This window comes from Pseudomonas sp. NBRC 111131, from assembly GCF_001320525.1.
Lineage (GTDB): Bacteria > Pseudomonadota > Gammaproteobacteria > Pseudomonadales > Pseudomonadaceae > Aquipseudomonas > Aquipseudomonas ceruminis.
This window is the reverse complement of sequence record NZ_BCBH01000015.1, coordinates 32724-54119: the sequence shown is the minus strand read 5'-3', so window position 1 is coordinate 54119 and position 21396 is coordinate 32724. Positions and strand designations below refer to the sequence as shown.

The window sequence follows — 21396 nt, the reverse complement described above, 5'->3', positions numbered from 1 at the left end:
CTTACATGCGCTCCAGGGTTTCCAGGCCGAGCAGCTCCAAGCCTTGTTTCAGGGTGCGACCGGTCAGAGCGGCCAGGCGCAGGCGGCTTTGCTGCTGCTGCGGGGTTTCGGCTGCGAGGATCGGGCAGTTTTCGTAGAAGCTGGAGAACAGACCGGCGAGGTCGTACAGGTAGCTGCACAGCACGTGGGGCGTGCCCTTTTCAGCCACGTTGTTGAGGATTTCGCCGAATTGCGCCAGGCGTGCGGCCAGGTCCTGCTCATGGGCGGCGTGCAGCTCGATCTTACCGTCCACCTCGTTGAAGCCTTTGCCCAACTTGCGAAACACACCCGCCACACGGGTATAGGCGTACAGCAGGTAGGGCGCAGTATTACCCTCGAAGTTGAGCATCAGTTCGAAGTTGAAGCTGTAGTCGCTGGTGCGGTGCTTGGACAGGTCGGCGTATTTCACCGCGCCGATACCCACCACTTCGCCGATGTGTCGCAGTTCTTCCTCGGCCAGGCTCGGGTTCTTTTCCTTGACCAGCGCGTAGGCACGGTCTTTGGCTTCAGTGAGCAGGTCGATCAGCTTGACCGTGCCGCCATCGCGGGTCTTGAACGGGCGGCCATCGGCGCCGTTCATGGTGCCGAAGCCCATGTGCTCCATCTGCATCGGGTGGCCGACGAAACCGGCGCGACGCGCAACTTCGAACACCTGGTTGAAGTGCAGCGCCTGGCGCTGGTCGACGAAGTACAGGGCGCGGTCGGCCTTGAGCACGTTGCTGCGGTAGCGCACGGCTGCCAGGTCGGTAGTGGCGTACAGGTAACCGCCGTCAGCCTTCTGCACGATCACTGGCAGCGGCTCGCCTTCGCTGTTCTTGAATTCATCAAGGAACACGCACTGGGCGCCCTGGTCTTCGACCAGCAGGCCCTTGGCCTTGAGGTCGGCAACCACGTTGGCCAGGTCGGCGTTGTAGGCGCTTTCGCCCATCACGTCGGCCATGGTCAGCTTGACGTTGAGCAACTCGTAGGTCTTCTGGCAGTGGGACAGCGAGATGTCTTTGAAGCGCGTCCACAGGGCCATGCATTCAGGGTCGCCAGCCTGCAGCTTGACCACCAGCCCGCGGGCGCGGGTGGCGAACGCTTCAGACTCGTCGAAGCGCTTCTTGGCGGCGCGGTAGAAGTTCTCCAGGTCCGACAGCTGGTCGCTGGTGATGGGATTCTCTTCCAGGTAGGCCAGCAGCATGCCGAACTGGGTGCCCCAGTCGCCGACGTGGTTTTGACGGATGACCTGGTCGCCGAGGAACTCCAGCACGCGGGCCACGCTGTCACCGATGATGGTCGAGCGCAGGTGGCCGACGTGCATCTCCTTGGCCAGGTTCGGTGCCGACATGTCGATCACCACCTTCTGGGCCGGGCCAGCCTTGCGCGCACCCAGGCGGGCGTCGGCCAGGGCGGCGTCCAGGCGGTTGGCCAGGGCATCGGTGTTCTGGAAGAAGTTGAGGAAGCCAGGGCCGGCGATCTCGACCTTGCTGATGTCGGCGCTGGCCGGCAGGGCGTCGATCAGTTTTTCGGCCAGCTCGCGCGGCTTCATGCCGGCCGGCTTGGCCAGCATCATGGCGATGTTGCTGGCGAAGTCGCCATGGGTCTTGTCCCGGGCGTTTTCCACCTGAATCGCCGGCGACAGCCCTTCAGGCAGCACACCGTCGGTGACGAGTTGGGTGAGGGCTTGCTGGATCAGCTGGCGAATGGTGTCTTTCATGGGGATCTCTTTTCGACCGCAAGCGCGGTGGAGCGCCTGGATGCGCAGGTGGAAAAACTGGGCATTATCCGTTGCCGGGGCCGGGTTGCCAACCTTTGAAGCGGTAAGCGTCAAGCGGCAGGCTGGTGGCATGCAGCCTGCTATTGTCTGCAGCTTAAGGCTCAGTACAGGTCCACCGGGTCCACATCCAGCGACCAGCGCACCTGGCGCCCACTCGGCATGTGCTCCAACACTAGCAACCAGGCACTGATCAGTCGATGCAGTGGCGCACGAGTGTTGGCCTGGATCAACAACTGGGCACGGAAACGCCCGGCTTTGCGCTCCATGGGAGCGGGCACCGGGCCCAACAGTTCAATGCCAGGCAGGTGTTGTTCAGTCACCAGGCGTTCTGCCGCGTTGCAAGCTTCGTCGAGGAAGCCTTCGGCTTGGCCCGGCTTGTGCGCTTCGGCGCGCAACAGTGCGAGGTGCGAGTACGGGGGCAGACCGGCAGCGCGACGCGCTTCCAGGGCCTGCTCGGCAAACGCGAAGTAGCCTTGTTCAGTCAACTGCACCAGCAGGGGGTGGTCAGCCAGATGGGTCTGGATGATTACCTTGCCGGGCTCTTCTGCGCGACCGGCACGCCCGGCCACCTGCACGATAAGCTGGGCCATGCGCTCGGTGGCACGGAAATCGCCGGAGAACAGCCCGCCATCGGCATCAAGGATGGCAACCAGGGTAACCCGCGGGAAGTGGTGTCCCTTGGCCAGCATCTGGGTGCCGACCAGAATGCTCGGCTGGCCACGCTGGATGGTGCTGAACAGGTTGTGCATGGCGTCCTTGCGCGCCGTGCTGTCGCGGTCCACCCGCAGGATCGGGTAGTCAGGGAACAGCACCTTGAGCCGCTCCTCGGCGCGCTCGGTACCTGCGCCCACCGGGCGAAGGTCGACGTGGCTGCACGTAGGGCACTGGTGCGGCAGGCGTTCGTCATAGCCGCAGTGGTGGCAGCGCAACACCCCAGAGCGCTGGTGCACGGTCATGCGCGCATCGCAGCGCGGGCATTCGCTGAGCCAGCCACAGTCATGGCACAACAGCGTCGGAGCGAAGCCGCGGCGGTTGAGGAACACCAACACTTGCTGGCCGGCTTCCAGGGTCTGACGAATGGCTTGCTGCAAGGGGCCGCTGATGCCGCTGTCCAGCGGCAGGCTTTTCACATCCAGGCGCAGCATGCGTGGCGGGCGCGCACCACCGGCGCGCTGGTCCATGCGCAGCAGGCGGTAGCGGCCGGTCAGTGCATTGTGCAGGGTTTCCAGCGATGGGGTGGCCGAGCCAAGCAGGATCGGAATGTTTTCCTGGTGGGCGCGCACCAGCGCCAGGTCGCGGGCGTGGTAGCGCAAGCCTTCCTGCTGTTTATAGGAGCCGTCATGCTCCTCGTCGATGATGATCAGGCCGGGGTTCTTCATCGGTGTGAACAGCGCCGAACGTGTGCCGATGATGATGTCGGCTTCGCCATCACGCGCCGCCAGCCAGGCATCGAGGCGCTCGCGATCATTTACCGCCGAATGCAGCAAGCCGATGCGGGCGTTGAAACGCTGCTCGAAGCGCGCCAGGGTCTGTGGGCCGAGGTTGATCTCCGGGATCAGGACCAGCGCCTGTTTGCCGGCTTCCAGGGTTTCGCGGATGAGCTGCAGGTAAACCTCGGTCTTACCGCTGCCGGTAACGCCTGCCAGGAGGAACGCATTGAAGCCGTCAAAACCTTCGCGCACGGCGTCGAACGCTTCACGCTGTTCCTCGTTAAGCGGCAGCTCCGGTTGGGCCAGCCAGTGCTCATGACGTTGCGCTGGCAGATGGCGGCGAACCTCGAGCTGGACCAGTTCCTTGGCCAACAGCAGGTCCAGGCTGTCCTTGTTCAGGTTCAGCTTGCCCAGCAGGCTGTGCGCTACCCCGTGCGGGTGCTGGGCCAGGGTCTTCAGGGCATCGCGCTGGCGCGGGGCGCGGGCGATCCGGGGGTCTTCGAGGCGCGCACCTGGGGCCACATGCCAGAAGCGCTCCTGACGCATCTCGGCCGGTTCACCCTGGCGCAGCAGCGTCGGCAAGGCCCAGCTCAGGGTATCGCCCAGGCTGTGCTGGTAGTATTGGGCGGTCCACAGGCACAGCTTGAACAGCGACGCCGGCACCGGTGATACGGGGTCGAGCAGGGAACTGGCAGGCTTGAGCTTGTCGGCGGGGACCTCGCTGTGGTCGCACACCTCGACCAGTACGCCGATCATCTCGCGACGGCCAAAGGGCACGCGAATCCGCATGCCTGGGGTAAGCGCCTGGCGCGCCATGCTCGCCGGTGCCCGGTAGTCGAACAGGCGACGCAGGGGAGAGGGCAGGGCAAGGCGCAGGATGACGTCGGACACGCGGAAGGTCTCGCAGGGCGTTTCAAGACTGGCGAGCCTAGCAGACGACGGTCGGTACAAGCGACAACTTGCGTCGACGCGGCGCTCTGGTATTATTCCCCGCCTAATTACGTGCGGTATTCAACAATTGGTGTTGGGTGGCGGCACGCAGCTCGAGGAAGTGACCATGAAAGCAGATATTCATCCGAACTACGAAGTAGTTGCAGTCACCTGCAGCTGCGGCAACAAATTCGAAACCCGTTCGACTCTGGGCAGCACCCTGGCGATCGACGTTTGCAACCTGTGCCACCCGTTCTACACCGGTAAGCAGAAAGTTCTGGACACCGGTGGTCGCGTACAGAAGTTCGCCGATCGCTTCGGTATGTTCGGTACCAAGAAGTAATCATGCGCATGGCGAATCCTTCGGGCTTCGCGTTGTTGCTGAAAAAGGCGCCCCTTGTGGGCGCCTTTTTTGTGGCCGCGATCTGGCACTTCCCGGCCCAGGCGTTCTGCCCGTTGCCGGGCAACCTACAAGCGGTGGCGGTGCGCCAGGTGGTCGATGGCGATACGTTGCGTCTCACCGATGGCCGTAGCGTGCGCATGATCGGCATCAATGCCCCGGAAATGGGGCGCAAGGGGCGCGCCAGCGAGCCTTACGCCGAGGCTGCCAAGCGGCGCCTGCAAGCGCTGGTCAAGGCCAGTGATGGGCGCGTGGGGCTGGTGCCGGGCGTCGAGTCCAAGGACAAGTACGGCCGCACCCTGGCGCACGTTTACGACCGTAGTGGTAACAATCTTGAAGCGCAATTGCTCAGTGAAGGGCTGGGTTACCGCGTGGCGATTGCACCCAATGTGCGCCTGGCTACCTGCCAGCAGATTGCCGAACAAGCGGCGCGCAAGGTGCGGGCAGGCTTGTGGCGCACGCCTGCGGTACGCCGTGCAAGCGACATCAGGCAATCGGGTTTTGCCCTCATCACGGGCCATATCCGCTCTATCGAGCGCAATCGCGGCGGCGTCTGGCTGGAACTGGACGGCACCGTAGTGCTGCAGATTCCCGCTCGTCTGCAACGCAACTTCCCGTCCAGCTTCTTCGATAACCTCAAGGGGCGCCATGTCGAGGCGCGCGGCTGGGTGCTGGATCGTTCCCGCAAGGGTGGGCTGAAGCCGGGTCAGCGACGCTGGCTGTTGCCAATCACCGATCCGAGCATGCTTGAGCGTGTTTCGAGCTGAAAGATGTAGACATTTCGCTATTGGATTGTACACACTGCTAATCCAACGCCCCCGCGGGTTATAGCGTAAAGTCGTAGGCTAAAGGCCTTGACACAAGTGACCGACCAGTCTTGTGGCTCCCCGGCTCTTTGCGTATCCTCGGCGGTCCGTCAGAACAGTAAATAGCGGAATGCCCACCATGTCAGACCTGAAAACCGCCGCTCTCGAATACCACGCTCACCCTCGTCCGGGGAAACTGAGCGTCGAGCTTTCCAAGCCCACTGCCACCGCCCGTGACCTCGCCCTGGCCTACAGCCCAGGCGTAGCAGAACCAGTGCGTGAAATTGGCCGTGATCCTGAGCTGGCTTACAAATACACCGGCAAGGGCAACCTGGTCGCGGTAATTTCCGATGGCACCGCCATCCTCGGTCTGGGTGACCTCGGCCCACTGGCCTCCAAGCCGGTCATGGAAGGCAAGGGTGTTCTGTTCAAGCGTTTCGCCGGCATCGATGTATTCGACATCGAAGTCGAGTCGGAAAGCCCACAAGCGTTCATCGATACCGTTCGCCGCATCTCGATTACCTTCGGTGGCATCAACCTCGAAGACATCAAGGCACCTGAGTGCTTTGAAATCGAGCGCACCCTGATCGAACAGTGCGACATTCCGGTTTTCCACGATGACCAGCACGGCACCGCGATCGTTACCGCGGCCGGCATGATCAACGCCCTGGAAATCGCCGGCAAGACACTCGAAGACGCCAAGATCGTCTGCCTGGGTGCCGGTGCTGCCGCGATCTCCTGCATGAAGCTGCTGGTCAGCATGGGTGCCAAGGTCGAAAACATCTTCATGATCGACCGTAGCGGCGTGATCCACGCTGGCCGTGACGACCTGAACCAGTACAAGGCGCAGTTCGCCCACGCTACCGACAAGCGCACCCTGGCCGATGCCCTGAACGGTGCCGATGTGTTCGTTGGCCTGTCCGGCCCGAACCTGCTGAGCCCGGAAGGCCTGAAGTCGATGGCGGCCAACCCGATCGTGTTCGCCTGCTCGAACCCAGACCCGGAAATCTCGCCAGAGCTGGCCCACGCTACCCGCAACGACGTGATCATGGCTACCGGTCGTTCCGACTACCCGAACCAGGTCAACAACGTACTGGGCTTCCCGTTCATCTTCCGTGGTGCCCTGGACGTTCGCGCCAAGCGCATCAACGAAGAAATGAAGATTGCCGCCGCCATCGCCCTGAAAGACCTGGCCAAGCTGCCGGTGCCTAAGGAAGTGTGCGAAGCCTACGGCGTCGAGGGGTTGGAATTCGGCCGTGAGTACATCATTCCGAAGCCGCTGGACGCGCGCCTGATCACCGTCGTTTCCGACGCAGTGGCCAAGGCAGCCATCGAGTCCGGCGTTGCCACCCTGCCGTATCCGACGCACTACCCGCTGAACAGCGTGGACGAAGTGTTCAACGGCTGAAGCAGGACGCAAAAAAAGAACCGGCTCTTATGAGCCGGTTTTTTTTGCGTCAGCTTTCTGCGTCGTTCGCCAGGCCACGCCATTCAGCACGGGCGCGGCCGACTTGGAGTGGCGGCTTAGAACAGATCCATCGGCGCGGCTTCGTCTGCCGGCAGCGGGCTGCCTGGCGCTGAACCGTTGCCCAGCTCATCCACCGACGGCGGCGAATCTTCAGCCTTGAATAGCTCGAAGTACGCATTCGGCGTGCTCGGTGAGGCCGCACGGCCGCTGACCGGATCAACGCGCAGGCTGAGGATGCCTTCCGGTTCCGCGGGCGGATGGTTCGGTTTGTCCTTCAGCGCCGCACCCATGAAGCTCATCCAGATCGGCAATGCCGCAGTACCGCCGTATTCGCGACGACCCAGGGTTTCTGGTTGGTCGAAACCGACCCACACGGTGGTGACGTAGTCGGCGTTGTAACCGGAGAACCACGCGTCCTTGGACTCGTTCGTGGTGCCGGTCTTGCCCGCCAGGTCGGTACGGCCCAGCGCCAGCGCACGGCGGCCTGTACCGCGCTTGATCACATCCTGCAGCATGCTGGTGAGGATGTAAGTGGTGCGGCCATCGATGATCTGCTCGGCGGCCACCGGCGCTTGTGGGGTTGGCGCCAGCTGCCCAGAGGCTGAAGGTGCCTCACCTGGCATGGCTGCAGTGCTGATCGGCTGTTCGGGTGCTGCCAGGCCCGCGTGGTCTTCGGCGCCTTGAGGCACCCGCGGCGGGTTGGCGATGAACAGCGTTTCACCGTTACGGCTTTCGATGCGATCGATCAGGTAAGGGGTGACCTTGTAGCCGCCGTTGGCGAAGGTGCTCCAGCCGGTGGCAATCTCCATCGGCGTCAGGGTCGCTGTGCCCAGCGCCAAGGACAGGTTGCGCGGCAGGTCCTGTTTGTTGAAGCCGAACTTGGTGATGTAGTCGATGGTGCGGTCAATGCCCATGGCCTGCAGCAGGCGGATCGACACCAGGTTACGCGACTTGTACAACGCTTCGCGCATCCGGATCGGCCCCAGGAAGGTGTTGGTGTCGTTCTTCGGGCGCCAGACCTTGTCCAGGTATTCGTCGACGAACACGATGGGCGCGTCGTTGACCAGGCTGGAGGCGGTGTAGCCGCTGTCCAGTGCAGCGCTATAGATGAACGGCTTGAAGCTCGAACCGGGCTGGCGCTTGGCCTGCATGGCGCGGTTGTAGTTGCTCTGCTCGAACGAGAAGCCGCCGACCAGCGCTCTAATGGCGCCATTGGCAGGGTCCAGGGTCACCAGTGCGCTTTGCGCGCCAGGTACCTGGCTGAACTTGAGCTTGCCGTTGTCCAGGCGCTGCAGGCGCACCAGGTCGCCAACTTGGGCCACGTCGGCCGGTGATTGCGGCGCGCGGCCCTGTGAGTTGCTGTTGATGAACGGGCGCGCCCACTTCATGGTGTCCCAGGCGACGGTTTCTTCCTCGCCGCTGCGTGTCAGTACCGTAAGGCCACTTTTGGCGACCTGGGTGACGATGGCCGGCTCCAGGCCGCCCAAGGTGCGCTGCTTGTTCAGTTCCTGCAGCCAGGCGGTGTGTGTCCTGCCTGGGAAGCGCGCCTCAGGGCCGCGGTAGCCGTGGCGCTCGTCATAGTCGCTGAGGCCGTTGAGGACAGCCTTGTTGGCCATTTCCTGCATGTCGCTAGGCACCGTGGTGGTGACACGGAAGCCTTCGGTGTAGGCATCGCTACCGTAGCGGCCAACCATTTCGGCCCGGGCCATCTCAGCCACGTAGGGCGCATTCACTTCAGGTGTCGGCACGTGGTAGCTGGCGTTGAGCGGCTCGGCCAGGGCGGCCTGGTAGCTGGCCTGGTCAATCTTGCCAAGCTTGTACATGCGCCCCAGGATCCAGTCGCGGCGTTCCTTGGCGCGCGTTGGGTTGGCCAGCGGGTTGAAGCGTGACGGCGCCTTGGGCAGGCCGGCGATCATGGCCATCTGCGCCAGGCTCACATCGCGGATCGACTTGCCGTAATACACCTGCGCGGCGGCATCGATGCCGTAGGCACGGTTACCCAGGTAAATCTTGTTGACGTACAGCTCGAGGATCTCGTCCTTGGTCAGCTCGCGCTCGATCTGCAATGCCAGCAGGATTTCGTTGGTCTTGCGCGAGAAGCTGCGCTCACTGGTCAGGAAGAAGTTCTTCGCCACCTGCATGGTGATCGTGCTGCCGCCGGTCTGGATGTGGCCGGTTTTCACCAACTGGGTGGCAGCGCGCATCAGGCTGCTTGGGTCGACCCCGTAGTGATTGAGGAAATTGTCGTCCTCGGCTGACAGCAGTGCCTGAATGAACTGTGGGGGAATTTCCGCAAAACGGATCGGCGAGCGCCGCATTTCGCCGAACTCGGCAATGAGTTTGCCGTCGCTGCTGTACACCCTCAGGGGGATCTGCAACTGGATGCTTCTGAGCGAGTCGACCGACGGCAGGCTGGGGCTAAGATACAGAAACGCACCGCTCACACCGAGTACGAGCGCGCAGATGACTGCGACAAAAGACCACCAGAAGAACTTCAGCAGGCGTATCAAGGCTTTTGGGTGTCCAGGTTGAGGGTGAATTGCGCACGGGGCCGGCGGACGAAAAAACGCTGGGCATTATAAGCATTTTTCGCCTCGCCGGGTGACCGGCCAGGCGGTCCGCTGCACCGTCTGGCCATGAAGGCCTGGCGCTGATGCGGGTTGATGAGTGTAACAAGGGAGCAGCGATGCTTGGACGCTTTGGCAGGGATGCCGGTTCACTGATGGGGGTGGAAATTGTCCCCGGTTCTGTACGTGTTTTACAGCTCAAACGCCGCAAGCGGCGCTGTGAGGTGGCTGCCTGGGCAACTGAAGCTTTCGAGCCGTGGGGCGGTGGTGACGGCTGGCACGACCCGGTCCGCATCGCGGCCGCGTTGCGCAATGCCCACAGGCGCAGTGGCAGCCTTCAGCGCCGGGTTGCGCTTGCGTTGCCAGCCTCGCAGGTCATCTGCAAGTTATGCCAGTTGCCGGCCGATCTGCCTGAAACCCAGATGGAGGCGCAACTGCTGGCAGACGCGGACAGGCTGTTCCCGTTCCCCTTGGACGATCTGGTAATCGATTTCCAGGTGCTCGCGCCTTGCCGAACGCAGGCGGGAATGCTGGATGTCATGGTGGCTGCCTGCAGGCAGAGCGCGCTGCAACCCCTTGAGCAGGTAGTCGATGAAGCCGGATTGCAACTGGGCGCGGTGGAGGTCGACAGCCTCGCCTTGCTACGGCTGTTGTCGCAACCGAGCGCTGGCGGCTCAGCAGTGCTGCGCATCGAACCCGACACGGTGACACTGCATTGCTGGTCGCCGGAAATGTTGCCGCTGAGGCGGGAATTGCCTTTGGAAGGGGCGGTGGGCCGGCTTCATGAGCTGTTTGACCAATGCCTGCAGTTGGAGGAATTGCTTGTTGCCGGTGCTTCATTGATCGAGCAGAACCGGCTTCGTGAGCTGGGCGAGTACCTGCAGGTGCAATGCCGACCTCTGCCGCCGTTGGCTGGCCTTGAAAGTAGCGAAAACATGGCCCTTGCCTGGGCCTTGGCGCTGGGAGGTGTGCAGTGATGCTGCGTATCAACCTCTTGCCGTGGCGCGAACAGCAGCGCCTGGCAGCGTTTCGGCGCTTGCGGCTGATGGTACTGGGAGGGGTGGTCCTGGCGTTGGGTGCCGTGCTGTTGATGGACCAGTTGGCGCGTCAGCGTGCGCATCATCAGGCGCTGGCCAATGCCAGCCGCCAGGCTGCTGTGGCCGAGCTGGATGCGCAACTGGAGCAACTGGACGGTATCAGGCTTGCGCTCGAGTCTGTGCGGGGGCAAACGGACACCCTGGCCAGCCTGCATGCTGAACGCGGGCTTTTAAGCGTACTGCTTGCCGACCTGGAGCGGGCATTGCCGGAGGGGGTGCAGGTCATCGAGCTGACACTTGAGCACGCGCGGTTGCAGATCGTCGGGGTGGCTGTTTCTGGCGCCGTGGTGGCGCAATTCATGCGTGACCTTGAGCGCTCGAGCGGGTTGTTCGACCTGGAACTCAAGGGTTTGAAAAGCGTGGCAGCGGGCGATGAGTTTGTGCTGCTGGCGCGTGTGGCGGCGTCCTGGTCGTGAGCCTGCTACCCCCTCTGGATTGGCAGACGTTCATCGTTCGCTCGCGCTTGATCAGGTGCACATTGCCTGTGCTCGCGGCGTTTCTGGTGCTTGCGGTGGGTTGCCTGGTTCGCCTCCCAGAGTGGCAGCAGCTGCAGCAACGAGAGCACGCCAGGCACAAGGCATTGGATGAGGAGCATGAAGGCAAGGCCACGCGGATGCAGGCACTGGCGCAAAGCCGCGAGGCCCTGGTTGGCGCCGAACAGCTGCTGCAGGAAGCGCGCTGGCGCCTTGCGGCAGGGGGCAGCATGAGCGATCTGCTCGACCAGTTGGCAGCGTCAGGGCAAACCCATGGGCTGCACTTCGAGCGGCTCGATGTACTGGATGAGGTGAGGCAGGCGGGCTTTGTGCAAACGCCGTTGGATGTGCGCGTTGTGGGGCGTTATGCGGCGTTACGCCTGTGGCTAGAGGACTGGCTTGGGCAAATGCGCCTGCTGCGGGCTGGTGAACTGCACTTGGCCAGCGCTGATGGCAAGCCTGGGTTGTTGCGTTTACGCCTACGGGTCAACGCCTTTCACGCCCAGGGGCCCGTATCGGCACCCGCCTCGCTGGCCCTGGTGCCCGCCCGTGCAGCGGCGCTGCCGCCGGCGCTCGACCCCTTTTCGGCCTGGTCTACCCGTCGCGTCCGGGAGGGGTTGGCCCAGGTTCCGCTGGCTCAGTTGGAAATGGTCGGCAGTTTGTCCCGGGGGTTGGAGCACGAGGCGTTGCTGGCATCGGCCGGGCGCTTGTACCGCGTGCGGCCCGGGGACCGGCTCGGGCGCGATGAAGGCGTGGTGGTGCACATAGGCCCGCAGCAGGTCGCGGTGCGTGAACGGTTGTTCGTAGGGGGCATGTGGCGCGAGCGCATGACATCGCTAACGCTCAGGAAGGGCGTGGACAGGGAGGTCAAGGAAGATCATGAAGAGGCTGATGACGTGGCTGGCGCTGGCCCTGGTGCCGATGCCATTGCTGGCGGCTACCCCCCATCGGGGTGAGCCGATTTCGCTGAACTTCCAGGATGTGGAAGTGCGTGCAGTGCTGCAGGTGCTGGCCGATTACGCGGGTATCAACCTGGTCGCCAGTGACTCGGTGCAGGGCAACATTACCCTGCGTCTGCAGGACGTGCCCTGGGATCAAGCCTTGGCGCTGGTGTTGCGCAGCAAGGGGCTGGCCCGGCGTGAAGAGGGCAATGTACTGCTGGTGGCACCAGCGGCCGAGCTTGCCGAGCAAACCGTTGGTGCCCGCATCGGGCAGGCGCTGGACGCCCAGTTGCAACCGTTGCGCCGAGAGTTGCTGCCCATCCACCACGCTGACGCCGCGGCGCTGGCCGAGTTGCTGCTGGCCACGCTGGCTGACGACGGTATCCTGACCGGCCGCGGCAGTTTGAGTGTCGACGCCCGTACCAACACCTTGGTCGCGCATCAGCCCGAGGAGCGGTTGGCCGAGTTGCGACAGCTGGTTGCGCAACTGGACGTGCCGGTGCGTCAGGTAGCGATCGAGGCGCGCATCGTCGAGGCCAATGTCGACTACGAAAAAAGCCTTGGCGTGCGCTGGGGGCGACAGCTTTATGGCGAGGTCGCGCAACTGGGCAAGGACATGTTTGTCGATCTGGGGGTCGAGCGGGCGACGTCCAGCGTGGGCGTGGGGGTGTTGCGCGGCGGTGTGCTGCTCGACCTTGAGCTCAGCGCCATGGAAAAAAGCGGGAATGGTGAAATCATCTCCCAGCCCAAGGTGGTCACCGCCGACAAGGAAACCGCACGAATCCTCAAGGGCACCGAGGTGCCGTACCAGGAAACCACAAGGAGCGGTGCTACGTCTGTCGCATTCCGCGAGGCGTCGTTATCCCTTGAGGTGACCCCGCAAATCACCCCAGGCGGGAATGTCATCATGACGGTCAAGGTGACCAAGGACGAGCCCGACTTCGTCAATGCACTGAACGATGTGCCGCCGATTCGCAAGAACGAGGTGAACGCCAAGGTCCGTGTGGCCGATGGCGAAACCATCGTCATTGGTGGCGTGTACTCGACCACGCAAAACAATGTGGTGGACAAGGTGCCATTTTTAGGCGATCTGCCGTATGTTGGGCGGCTGTTTCGACGCGATGCATTACAAGAGAAAAAATCCGAGCTGCTGGTCTTCCTGACTCCGCGTATCATGAGTGACCAGGCGATTGCTGTGAGTCGTTGATTCTGTGCGAAATTTGATACTTGTAGGGCCCATGGGGGCGGGTAAGAGCACCATCGGGCGCCTGTTGGCCAAAGAACTGCGTCTGTTGTTCAAAGATTCCGACAAGGAAATCGAACTGCGGACCGGTGCCAACATCCCGTGGATTTTCGACAAAGAAGGCGAGCCGGGCTTCCGTGACCGTGAGCAGGCGATGATCGCCGAGCTTTGCGCGCTCGATGGCGTGGTCGTGGCAACCGGTGGCGGCGCTGTCATGCGCGAGGCCAATCGCCGAGCGTTGCACGCCGGAGGCCGGGTCATCTACCTGCACGCCTCGGTGGAGCAGCAGGTTGGGCGTACCGCACGCGATCGCAATCGCCCCTTGTTGCGCACCGCCAACCCGGAAGCGACGTTGCGTAACCTGCTGGAGACGCGCGACCCGCTTTACCGTGAGATCGCCGACCTGGTGGTAGAAACCGACGAACGGCCACCGCGCATGGTGGTGCTCGACATTCTCGAGCGCTTGCAGCAGTTGCCGCCCCGCTAAGCCGGGACTATTCTCGGCCAGCGCCGGGGCGAGGTTCAACGTTAGTGCGTGGGTCGCTCAGCCGGCGCCGCGCCCAAGTACATTGTGGGGATACATGCAGACACTAAAGGTCGACCTGGGCGAGCGTAGCTACCCGATCTACATTGGCGAAGGCCTGCTGGACCAGCCCGAGCTGCTGGCGCCGCACATTGCCGGCCGGCAAGTCGCCATCGTTTCCAACGAAACCGTCGCCCCTCTGTATCTCGAACGTTTGAGCAAGACCCTCGGCGCCTACTCGGTACTGCCGGTGATCCTGCCGGACGGCGAAGCCCACAAGAATTGGCAAACCCTGCAACTGATCTTCGACGGCCTGCTGACTGCCCGGCATGACCGCCGTACCACCGTGGTGGCGCTGGGGGGCGGGGTTATCGGCGACATGGCGGGCTTTGCCGCCGCCTGTTACCAGCGTGGTGTCGATTTCATCCAGGTGCCGACGACCCTGTTGTCCCAGGTCGATTCCTCGGTGGGCGGCAAGACTGGCATCAACCACCCGCTGGGCAAGAACATGGTAGGTGCCTTCTACCAGCCCAACGCTGTGCTGATCGATACCACCAGCCTCAAGACCCTGCCCGAACGCGAGCTGTCGGCAGGCCTGGCGGAGGTAATCAAGTACGGCCTGATCTGCGACAAGCCATTTCTGGGCTGGCTCGAAGACAATATGCAGGCCCTGCGCGCCCTGGAGCCTGCAGCCCTGACAGAGGCCATTCGCCGTTCCTGTGCTGCCAAGGCAGCCGTGGTGGGCGCTGACGAACGTGAGTCCGGAGTGCGGGCCACGCTGAACCTTGGGCATACCTTCGGGCATGCCATCGAAACGCACATGGGTTACGGCGTCTGGCTACACGGTGAAGCCGTGGCGGCGGGCACCGTGATGGCCCTGGAGATGTCCATGCGCCTGGGCTGGATCGACCAGGCCGAGCGTGATCGCGGGATCCGCCTGCTGCAGGACGCAGGTTTGCCGGTGGTGCCACCACAGGAAATGACCCCGGCGCATTTCATGGAGCATATGGCGGTCGACAAGAAGGTGCTCGACGGTCGCCTGCGCCTGGTGCTTCTGCGCCAGCTGGGCGAAGCCGTGGTCACCGACGACTATCCGAAAGAGATTCTTCAGGCCACGTTGTCGGCGGACTACCGCGCGCTCGTGGCCCAGCTTTGAGGTTGTGACAGCGCAATGACCAGTTTGCATGCCGATGAGGCGTTTCTCGACCACTATCAGTTGAGCCACGATCCGTTCGCGCCGCGTGTGCCCGGCTTCAAGTTCTTCCCTGCCCAGCGCAAGCCTGTGCTCGGTCAGTTGCATCACCTGGCCCGCTACAGCCAGCTGATGCTGGTTGTCACCGGCCCGGTGGGCAGCGGCAAGACCTTGCTGCGCCAGGCCTTGGTGGCCAGTACCAACAAGCAGTCGGTGCAAAGCGTGGTGGTGTCTGCCCGGGGCGCAAGCGATGCTGCGAGTGTGCTGGCGCAGGTGGCCCAGTCGCTGGAGGTGGCCCAGCCTGAGGTCCAGACCATTCTGTCCAAGGTGGTGCAGCTGGCGCTGACCGGGCAGGAAGTCTATTTGCTGGTGGACGATGCGGAACAACTTGACGAGTCGGCACTCCAAGCGTTGCTGGAACTGGCAGCGGGTGTTCCGGAAGGGCGCCCGCACGTGTTCCTGTTCGGCGAGCCGTCACTGATTGCCGGGTTGGAAGAGCTCAATGTCGAGGAAGAACGCTTCCACGTCATCGAACTCGCCCCCTACAGCGAGGAGGAGACCTGCGAGTACCTGGAGCAGCGCCTGGAAGGTGCCGGTCGGGGCCTGGAGGTGTTCACCCGTGAACAGCTTGTCGATATCCATGAAAACTCCGACGGCTGGCCTGGCAATATCAACCAGGTCGCCCGCGATACTTTGATCGAAGCCATGATCGCCAGCCGTACCACGGCCAAGCGACCATCCATGGGGTTCAAAATGCCTAAGAAACACGTGCTCGCGCTGTCCGCTGTGGTCGTGGTCGCCGTTGCTGCCGCGGTTCTCATGCCCAAGAAAGGCGACAAGGCGCCGGCTGAAGCGCCAGCGGCCCAGGCTCAGTTGCCATTGGGTGACGGCAAGTCGAACAACGGTAACCCGGCCATCGAATTCTCTGGCTCGTCGCAGCCGATGCCGCTGCCGCTGGTTGGCCAGTCGCAGCCGGTGATGCGTGAGCCGCTGGCGCAGGCCGCGGGCATGGGCGATGGGGATGAAAGTGGCCCGGCCGGTAACACGGCATTGCAGCCTGGTAACCCGCCGACGGTGACCACTATTGCGCCGCCGCAAGGCGTGGCGGCGGGGCCGGCACCGACCATGGCCCAGGCCACCACCAGCGCACCGGCGCAGCCGGTTGCGCCGGCCCAGAAGCCTGTAGCTACCCAGCCGGCCAAGCCAGTTGCACCTGCCAAGCCTGCCCCGGCGCCTGTCCAGGTCGCCACCGCCAAGCCTGCAGCCAAGCCTGTTGAAAAACCGGCGGCCGGTGGCAGTGGCAGCGGCGGTTGGTATGCGGGCCAGAAGCCAGGCAATTATGTGGTGCAGATCCTGGGTACCAGCTCGGAGGCATCCGCCCAGGCCTTCGTCAAGGCGCAGGGTGGCGACTATCGCTACTTCAAGAAAAACCTCCAGGGCAAGCCGCTCTACGTGGTCACGTATGGCAGCTTCGCCAACCGTGATGCGGCGGTTGCGGCAATCAAGAACTTGCCAGCGAAGGTCCAGGCTGGTAAACCTTGGCCACGTACCGTTGCCAGCGTCCAACAAGAGCTGGCGTCGGCCCGCTGATACCTTCCGGGCGGCATTACCCCGCCGCCCAGTTGCTGAGCGAATCCTGAACTTCGATTAGCCTGCTGCGCCACTTCGCGGCAGGCTTTTCTGTCCCAGACTGCCGGCCACAAGCCAATCTTGCAGTCATGGCTGAAACGCTTCAGACTCGAGCCAGGCCGCTATCACGGCGAATGGCGCAAAAACATTCAAAATTGCGACATAAATTTTCAATGGTGAGACATGAAAATTTGTGGGCATCGCTGTCGCTGTGCAACAATGGTTTTCCATGGCCACCGCAAAAAAGCTGGCATTTGATCGGCGTGGATGGTAAGTGGTTGTTAAAAAAGAGATTTGCCTCCGGTTGAGAGGTGAACCTGGTGAGAAAGTGTCTATGAAAACAGGTCTGTACCATCCCGAAGAATTCAAGGACAACTGTGGTTTTGGCCTGATTGCCCATATGACGGGCGAACCGAGCCACCACCTTCTGCAAACCGCCATGCAGGCGCTGACTTGCATGACCCACCGCGGTGGTATCAACGCCGACGGCAAAACCGGCGACGGTTGCGGCCTGCTCATGCAGAAGCCCGATCAATTCCTGCGTGCCATGGCCCAGGAGCACTTTGCAGTCGAGCTGCCCAAGCAGTACGCCGTCGGCATGGTGTTTTTCAACCAGGACCCGGTAAAAGCCGAAGCCGCCCGTGCCAACATGGACCGCGAAATCCTGGCTGCTGGCCTCACGCTGGTTGGCTGGCGCAAAGTCCCGATCGACACCCGCGTGCTTGGCCGCCTGGCCCTGGAGCGCCTGCCGCAGATCGAACAGGTGTTCATCGGCGGTGAAGGCCTGAGCGATCAGGACTTCGCCATCAAGCTGTTCAGTGCCCGTCGCCGTTCGTCCGTAGCCAACGCCCACGATGCCGACCACTACATCTGCAGCTTTTCGCACAAGACCATCATCTACAAAGGCCTGATGATGCCGCGCGACCTCGCGGCCTTCTACCCGGACCTGGGTGACGAGCGCCTGCAAACCGCGATCTGCGTGTTCCACCAGCGCTTCTCCACCAATACCCTGCCGAAATGGCCGCTGGCTCAGCCGTTCCGTTTCCTCGCCCACAACGGCGAGATCAACACCATCACCGGCAATCGCAACTGGGCCATGGCCCGTCGCACCAAGTTCGCCAACGACCTGATCCCCGATCTGGAAGAGCTTGGTCCGCTGGTCAACCGCGTGGGCTCCGACTCTTCGAGCATGGACAACATGCTGGAGCTGATGGTCACCGGTGGCATCGACCTGTTCCGTGGCGTGCGCATGCTGGTGCCGCCAGCCTGGCAGAACGTCGAGACCATGGACGCCGACCTGCGCGCCTTCTACGAGTACAACTCCATGCACATGGAGCCGTGGGACGGCCCGGCCGGCATCGTCATGACCGAAGGCCGCCACGCGGTGTGCCTGCTCGACCGTAACGGCCTGCGTCCGGCGCGCTGGGTGACCACCACCAACGGCTACATCACCATCGCGTCGGAAATCGGCGTATGGGATTACAAGCCGCAAGACGTTATCGCCAAGGGCCGGGTGGGCCCAGGGCAGATCTTCGCCGTCGACACCGAGACTGGCCAGATCCTCGACACCGATGCCATCGACAACCGCCTGAAGTCGCGCCACCCGTACAAGCGCTGGCTGCGTCAGCACGCCACGCGCATCCAGGCGACCCTGACCGATGACCAGGGTGCGGCCAGCTACGATGCTGACCAGCTCAAGCAATACATGAAGATGTTCCAGGTCACCTTCGAGGAGCGTGACCAGGTGCTGCGTCCGCTCGGCGAGCAGGGCCAGGAAGCCGTGGGCTCGATGGGCGACGACACGCCGATGGCAGTGCTGTCGCAACGCGTGCGTTCCCCTTACGACTTCTTCCGCCAGCAGTTCGCCCAGGTCACCAACCCACCGATCGACCCGCTGCGCGAAGCGATCGTGATGTCGCTGGAAATCTGCCTGGGTGCCGAGCGCAACATCTTCCAGGAGTCCCCGGAGCACGCCTCGCGGGTCATCCTCAGCTCGCCCGTCATCTCGCCCGCCAAGTGGCGTTCGTTGATGAGTCTGGAGCGCGAGGGTTTCGATCGCCAACTGATCGACCTCAACTACGAACAGGGCGTCGGCCTGGAAGCCGCCATCCGCAACATCGCCGACCAGGCAGAAGAGGCGGTGCGCAGCGGCAAGACCCAGCTGGTGCTGAGCGACCGCTACATCGCCCCGGGCAAGCTGCCGGTGCATGCTTCGCTCGCCGTCGGCGCGGTTCATCACCGCCTGACCGAGCAAGGCCTGCGTTGTGACAGCAACATCCTGGTCGAAACTGCCACCGCGCGTGACCCGCACCACTTCGCCGTGTTGCTGGGCTTCGGCGCTTCGGCCGTGTACCCGTACCTGGCGTATGAAGTGCTGGCCGACCTGATCCGCACCGGCGAAGTACTGGGCGACCTGGACGAGGTCTTCAAGTACTACCGCAAAGGCATCTCCAAAGGCCTGCTCAAGATCCTGTCGAAGATGGGGATTTCGACCATCGCCTCGTACCGCGGTGCCCAGTTGTTCGAAGCCGTGGGCCTGGCTGAGGAAGTGGTCGGCCTGAGCTTCAAGGGCGTCTCCAGCCGCATCAAGGGCGCGCGCTTCGTCGACCTGGAAGGCGACCAGAAGCTGCTCGCCGCCGAGGCCTGGAGTGCGCGCAAGCCGATCCAGCAAGGTGGCCTGCTCAAATTCGTCCACGGTGGCGAATACCATGCCTACAACCCGGACGTGGTCAACACGCTGCAGGCTGCGGTGCAGCAGGGCGACTATGCCAAGTTCAAGGAATACACCACGCTGGTCGACCAGCGCCCGGTGTCGATGATCCGCGACCTGCTGAAAGTGAAAGTGGCCGACCAGGCCCTGGCGCTGGACCAGATCGAGCCGCTGGAGGCGATCCTCAAGCGCTTCGACTCCGCCGGTATCTCGCTCGGCGCACTGTCGCCAGAAGCGCATGAAGCGCTGGCCGAGGCGATGAACCGCCTGGGCGCGCGCTCCAACTCCGGTGAGGGCGGGGAAGACCCATCGCGCTACGGCACCCTGCGCAGTTCGAAGATCAAACAGGTGGCCACCGGCCGTTTTGGGGTGACTCCGGAGTACCTGGTCAACGCCGAAGTGCTGCAGATCAAGGTCGCCCAGGGCGCCAAGCCAGGCGAAGGCGGGCAACTGCCGGGCGGCAAGGTCAACGGCCTGATCGCCAAGCTGCGCTATGCGGTGCCCGGCGTGACCCTGATCTCGCCACCGCCGCATCACGATATCTATTCGATCGAAGACCTGGCCCAGCTGATCTACGACCTCAAGCAGGTCAACCCGCAAGCACTGGTTTCGGTCAAGCTGGTGGCAGAGGCAGGTGTCGGCACCATCGCCGCCGGCGTGGCCAAGGCCTATGCCGATCTGATCACCATCTCCGGTTACGACGGCGGCACCGGCGCTTCGCCGCTGACGTCGATCAAGTACGCCGGCGCTCCGTGGGAACTGGGCCTGGCTGAAACCCACCAGACCCTGCGCGGCAACGACCTGCGCGGCAAGGTGCGGGTACAGACCGACGGTGGCCTGAAGACTGGCCTGGACGTGATCAAGGCCGCCATCCTCGGCGCCGAGAGCTTCGGCTTTGGCACCGCGCCGATGATCGCCCTGGGCTGCAAATACCTGCGTATCTGTCACCTGAACAACTGCGCCACTGGCGTGGCGACCCAGAACGACAAGCTGCGCAAGGACCACTACATCGGCACCGTCGACATGGTGATCAACTTCTTCACCTTCGTCGCCGAAGAAACCCGTGAATGGCTGGCCAAACTGGGCGTGCGCAGCCTGGGTGAGCTGATCGGCCGCACCGACCTGCTCGAAGTGCTGCCTGGCGACACTGAGCGCCAGCAGTACCTGGACCTGACGCCGCTGTTGGGCAGCTCGCACATTCCGGCTGACAAGCCGCAGTTCTGCGAAGTCGACAAGAACCCGCCGTTCGACAAGGGCGAGCTGGCCGAGAAGATGGTCGACATGGCCCTGCCGGCCATCCGCGACCAGGCCGGGGGTGAGTTCGCCCTCGACATCTGCAACTGCGACCGTTCGATCGGTGCCCGTATCTCTGGCGAAATCGCCAGGCTGTACGGCAACCAGGGCATGGCTGACAAGCCGATCACCTTCCGCTTCAAAGGTACTGCGGGGCAGAGCTTTGGCGTGTGGAACGCCGGTGGCCTGAACCTGCACCTGGAAGGTGACGCCAACGACTACGTCGGCAAGGGCATGACCGGCGGTAAGGTCACCATCGTGCCGCCAGTTGGCAGCCCGTTCGAAACCCAGCACAGCGCCATCGTCGGCAACACCTGCCTGTATGGCGCGACGGGGGGCAAGCTGTTTGCCGCCGGTACTGCGGGCGAACGCTTCGCTGTGCGTAACTCAGGTGCCCACGCCGTTGTCGAGGGCACTGGCGATCACTGCTGTGAATACATGACCGGCGGCTTTGTCTGCGTTCTGGGCAAGACCGGTTACAACTTCGGTTCTGGCATGACTGGCGGCTTCGCCTACGTGCTCGACATGGACAACACCTTCGTCGACAAACTCAACCACGAGCTGGTGGAAATCCAGCGTATCAGTGGTGAGGCGATGGAGGCCTACCGCAGCCACCTGGCGCGCGTCCTTGCCGAGTACGTTGAAGAAACCGGCAGCGAGTGGGGGCGTGAGCTCTCGGAAAACCTGGACGACTACGTGCGGCGCTTCTGGCTGGTCAAGCCGAAGGCGGCCAATCTCAAGCAGTTGCTGTCCAGCACCCGTGCCAACCCGCAGTAACAACAGCTGCAAGTGGCAAGCCTCACGCTGCACATCCAGCAGCGTGAGGTTTGCCGGACCCAAGTGATCGACTTGCAGCTTGCAGCTTGTAGCTTGCGACTGCGGTAAAGAGGTTTTGA

The 21396-nt window shown here is 63.0% G+C and carries 14 protein-coding genes; 11 read left to right on the top strand and 3 right to left on the bottom strand.

All coding sequences use genetic code 11. The features are described 5' to 3' along the window. Position 1 precedes the first annotated feature (1 nt). Positions 2-1738, bottom strand: coding sequence for an arginine--tRNA ligase (argS, locus tag APH34_RS15240; protein ID WP_054901866.1), 1737 nt, complete (start codon positions 1736-1738; stop codon positions 2-4). A 161-nt stretch (positions 1739-1899) separates the two neighbouring features. After that, positions 1900-4119: a primosomal protein N' gene (locus APH34_RS15235; RefSeq protein ID WP_054901865.1), complete on the bottom strand. Its 2220-nt coding sequence runs from the start codon at positions 4117-4119 to the stop codon at positions 1900-1902. Positions 4120-4285: 166 nt separating this feature from the next. Here APH34_RS15235 and rpmE point away from each other — a divergent pair, with 166 nt between their 5' ends. From rpmE to APH34_RS15220, 3 genes are all read left to right on the top strand, one after another. Next, on the top strand, positions 4286-4501 hold the full coding sequence (gene rpmE / locus APH34_RS15230; protein WP_003257833.1) for a 50S ribosomal protein L31: 216 nt from the start codon (positions 4286-4288) through the stop codon (positions 4499-4501). 2 nt (positions 4502-4503) lie between these two features. Next, positions 4504-5325, top strand: coding sequence for a thermonuclease family protein (locus tag APH34_RS15225; RefSeq protein ID WP_054901864.1), 822 nt, complete (start codon positions 4504-4506; stop codon positions 5323-5325). A 178-nt stretch (positions 5326-5503) separates the two neighbouring features. Next, entirely contained in the window at positions 5504-6772 is a 1269-nt protein-coding gene (locus APH34_RS15220) for a malic enzyme-like NAD(P)-binding protein (RefSeq protein WP_054901863.1), read from the top strand. Positions 6773-6888: 116 nt separating this feature from the next. Here APH34_RS15220 and APH34_RS15215 read toward each other — a convergent pair whose 3' ends face one another. Beyond that, positions 6889-9339, bottom strand: a complete 2451-nt coding sequence (locus tag APH34_RS15215) for a penicillin-binding protein 1A (RefSeq protein WP_371263309.1) — start codon at positions 9337-9339, stop codon at positions 6889-6891. 179 nt (positions 9340-9518) lie between these two features. On the opposite strand from APH34_RS15215, the gene pilM reads away from it, so the two are divergent. From pilM to gltB, 8 genes are all read left to right on the top strand, one after another. Next, a complete protein-coding gene (pilM, locus tag APH34_RS15210) occupies positions 9519-10376 on the top strand; it encodes a type IV pilus biogenesis protein PilM (RefSeq protein ID WP_054901861.1) in 858 nt (285 codons plus the stop codon). Further along, entirely contained in the window at positions 10376-10912 is a 537-nt protein-coding gene (locus APH34_RS15205; RefSeq protein WP_054901860.1) for a PilN domain-containing protein, read from the top strand. Before pilM ends, APH34_RS15205 begins: the two co-directional genes overlap by 1 nt. After that, entirely contained in the window at positions 10909-11925 is a 1017-nt protein-coding gene (locus APH34_RS15200) for a pilus assembly protein PilP (protein ID WP_082422823.1), read from the top strand. Before APH34_RS15205 ends, APH34_RS15200 begins: the two co-directional genes overlap by 4 nt. Then, positions 11849-13117, top strand: a complete 1269-nt coding sequence (locus APH34_RS15195) for a type IV pilus secretin PilQ (protein WP_082422822.1) — start codon at positions 11849-11851, stop codon at positions 13115-13117. Before APH34_RS15200 ends, APH34_RS15195 begins: the two co-directional genes overlap by 77 nt. Positions 13118-13121: 4 nt before the next feature. Continuing rightward, entirely contained in the window at positions 13122-13640 is a 519-nt protein-coding gene (gene aroK / locus APH34_RS15190; protein WP_054901858.1) for a shikimate kinase AroK, read from the top strand. Positions 13641-13734: 94 nt separating this feature from the next. Then, the gene (aroB, locus tag APH34_RS15185) at positions 13735-14832 is read left to right on the top strand and encodes a 3-dehydroquinate synthase (RefSeq protein ID WP_054901857.1); all 1098 of its coding nucleotides are present in this window, start codon (positions 13735-13737) and stop codon (positions 14830-14832) included. 15 nt (positions 14833-14847) lie between these two features. Continuing rightward, complete coding sequence (locus APH34_RS15180; protein WP_054901856.1) at positions 14848-16458, top strand: SPOR domain-containing protein; 1611 nt, start codon at positions 14848-14850, stop codon at positions 16456-16458. 373 nt (positions 16459-16831) lie between these two features. After that, the gene (gltB, locus tag APH34_RS15175; RefSeq protein ID WP_054901855.1) at positions 16832-21277 is read left to right on the top strand and encodes a glutamate synthase large subunit; all 4446 of its coding nucleotides are present in this window, start codon (positions 16832-16834) and stop codon (positions 21275-21277) included. Positions 21278-21396: the final 119 nt, after the last annotated feature.

What these genes read in the sequence shown, in the direction of transcription:
- argS (WP_054901866.1), bottom strand. Translation starts at nt 1,738, where the DNA reads ATGAAAGACACCATTCGCCAGCTGATCCAGCAAGCCCTCACCCAACTC.
- rpmE (WP_003257833.1), top strand. Translation starts at nt 4,286, where the DNA reads ATGAAAGCAGATATTCATCCGAACTACGAAGTAGTTGCAGTCACCTGC.
- APH34_RS15225 (WP_054901864.1), top strand. Translation starts at nt 4,504, where the DNA reads ATGCGCATGGCGAATCCTTCGGGCTTCGCGTTGTTGCTGAAAAAGGCG.
- APH34_RS15220 (WP_054901863.1), top strand. Translation starts at nt 5,504, where the DNA reads ATGTCAGACCTGAAAACCGCCGCTCTCGAATACCACGCTCACCCTCGT.
- pilM (WP_054901861.1), top strand. Translation starts at nt 9,519, where the DNA reads ATGCTTGGACGCTTTGGCAGGGATGCCGGTTCACTGATGGGGGTGGAA.
- APH34_RS15205 (WP_054901860.1), top strand. Translation starts at nt 10,376, where the DNA reads ATGCTGCGTATCAACCTCTTGCCGTGGCGCGAACAGCAGCGCCTGGCA.
- APH34_RS15195 (WP_082422822.1), top strand. Translation starts at nt 11,849, where the DNA reads ATGAAGAGGCTGATGACGTGGCTGGCGCTGGCCCTGGTGCCGATGCCA.
- aroB (WP_054901857.1), top strand. Translation starts at nt 13,735, where the DNA reads ATGCAGACACTAAAGGTCGACCTGGGCGAGCGTAGCTACCCGATCTAC.
- APH34_RS15180 (WP_054901856.1), top strand. Translation starts at nt 14,848, where the DNA reads ATGACCAGTTTGCATGCCGATGAGGCGTTTCTCGACCACTATCAGTTG.
- gltB (WP_054901855.1), top strand. Translation starts at nt 16,832, where the DNA reads ATGAAAACAGGTCTGTACCATCCCGAAGAATTCAAGGACAACTGTGGT.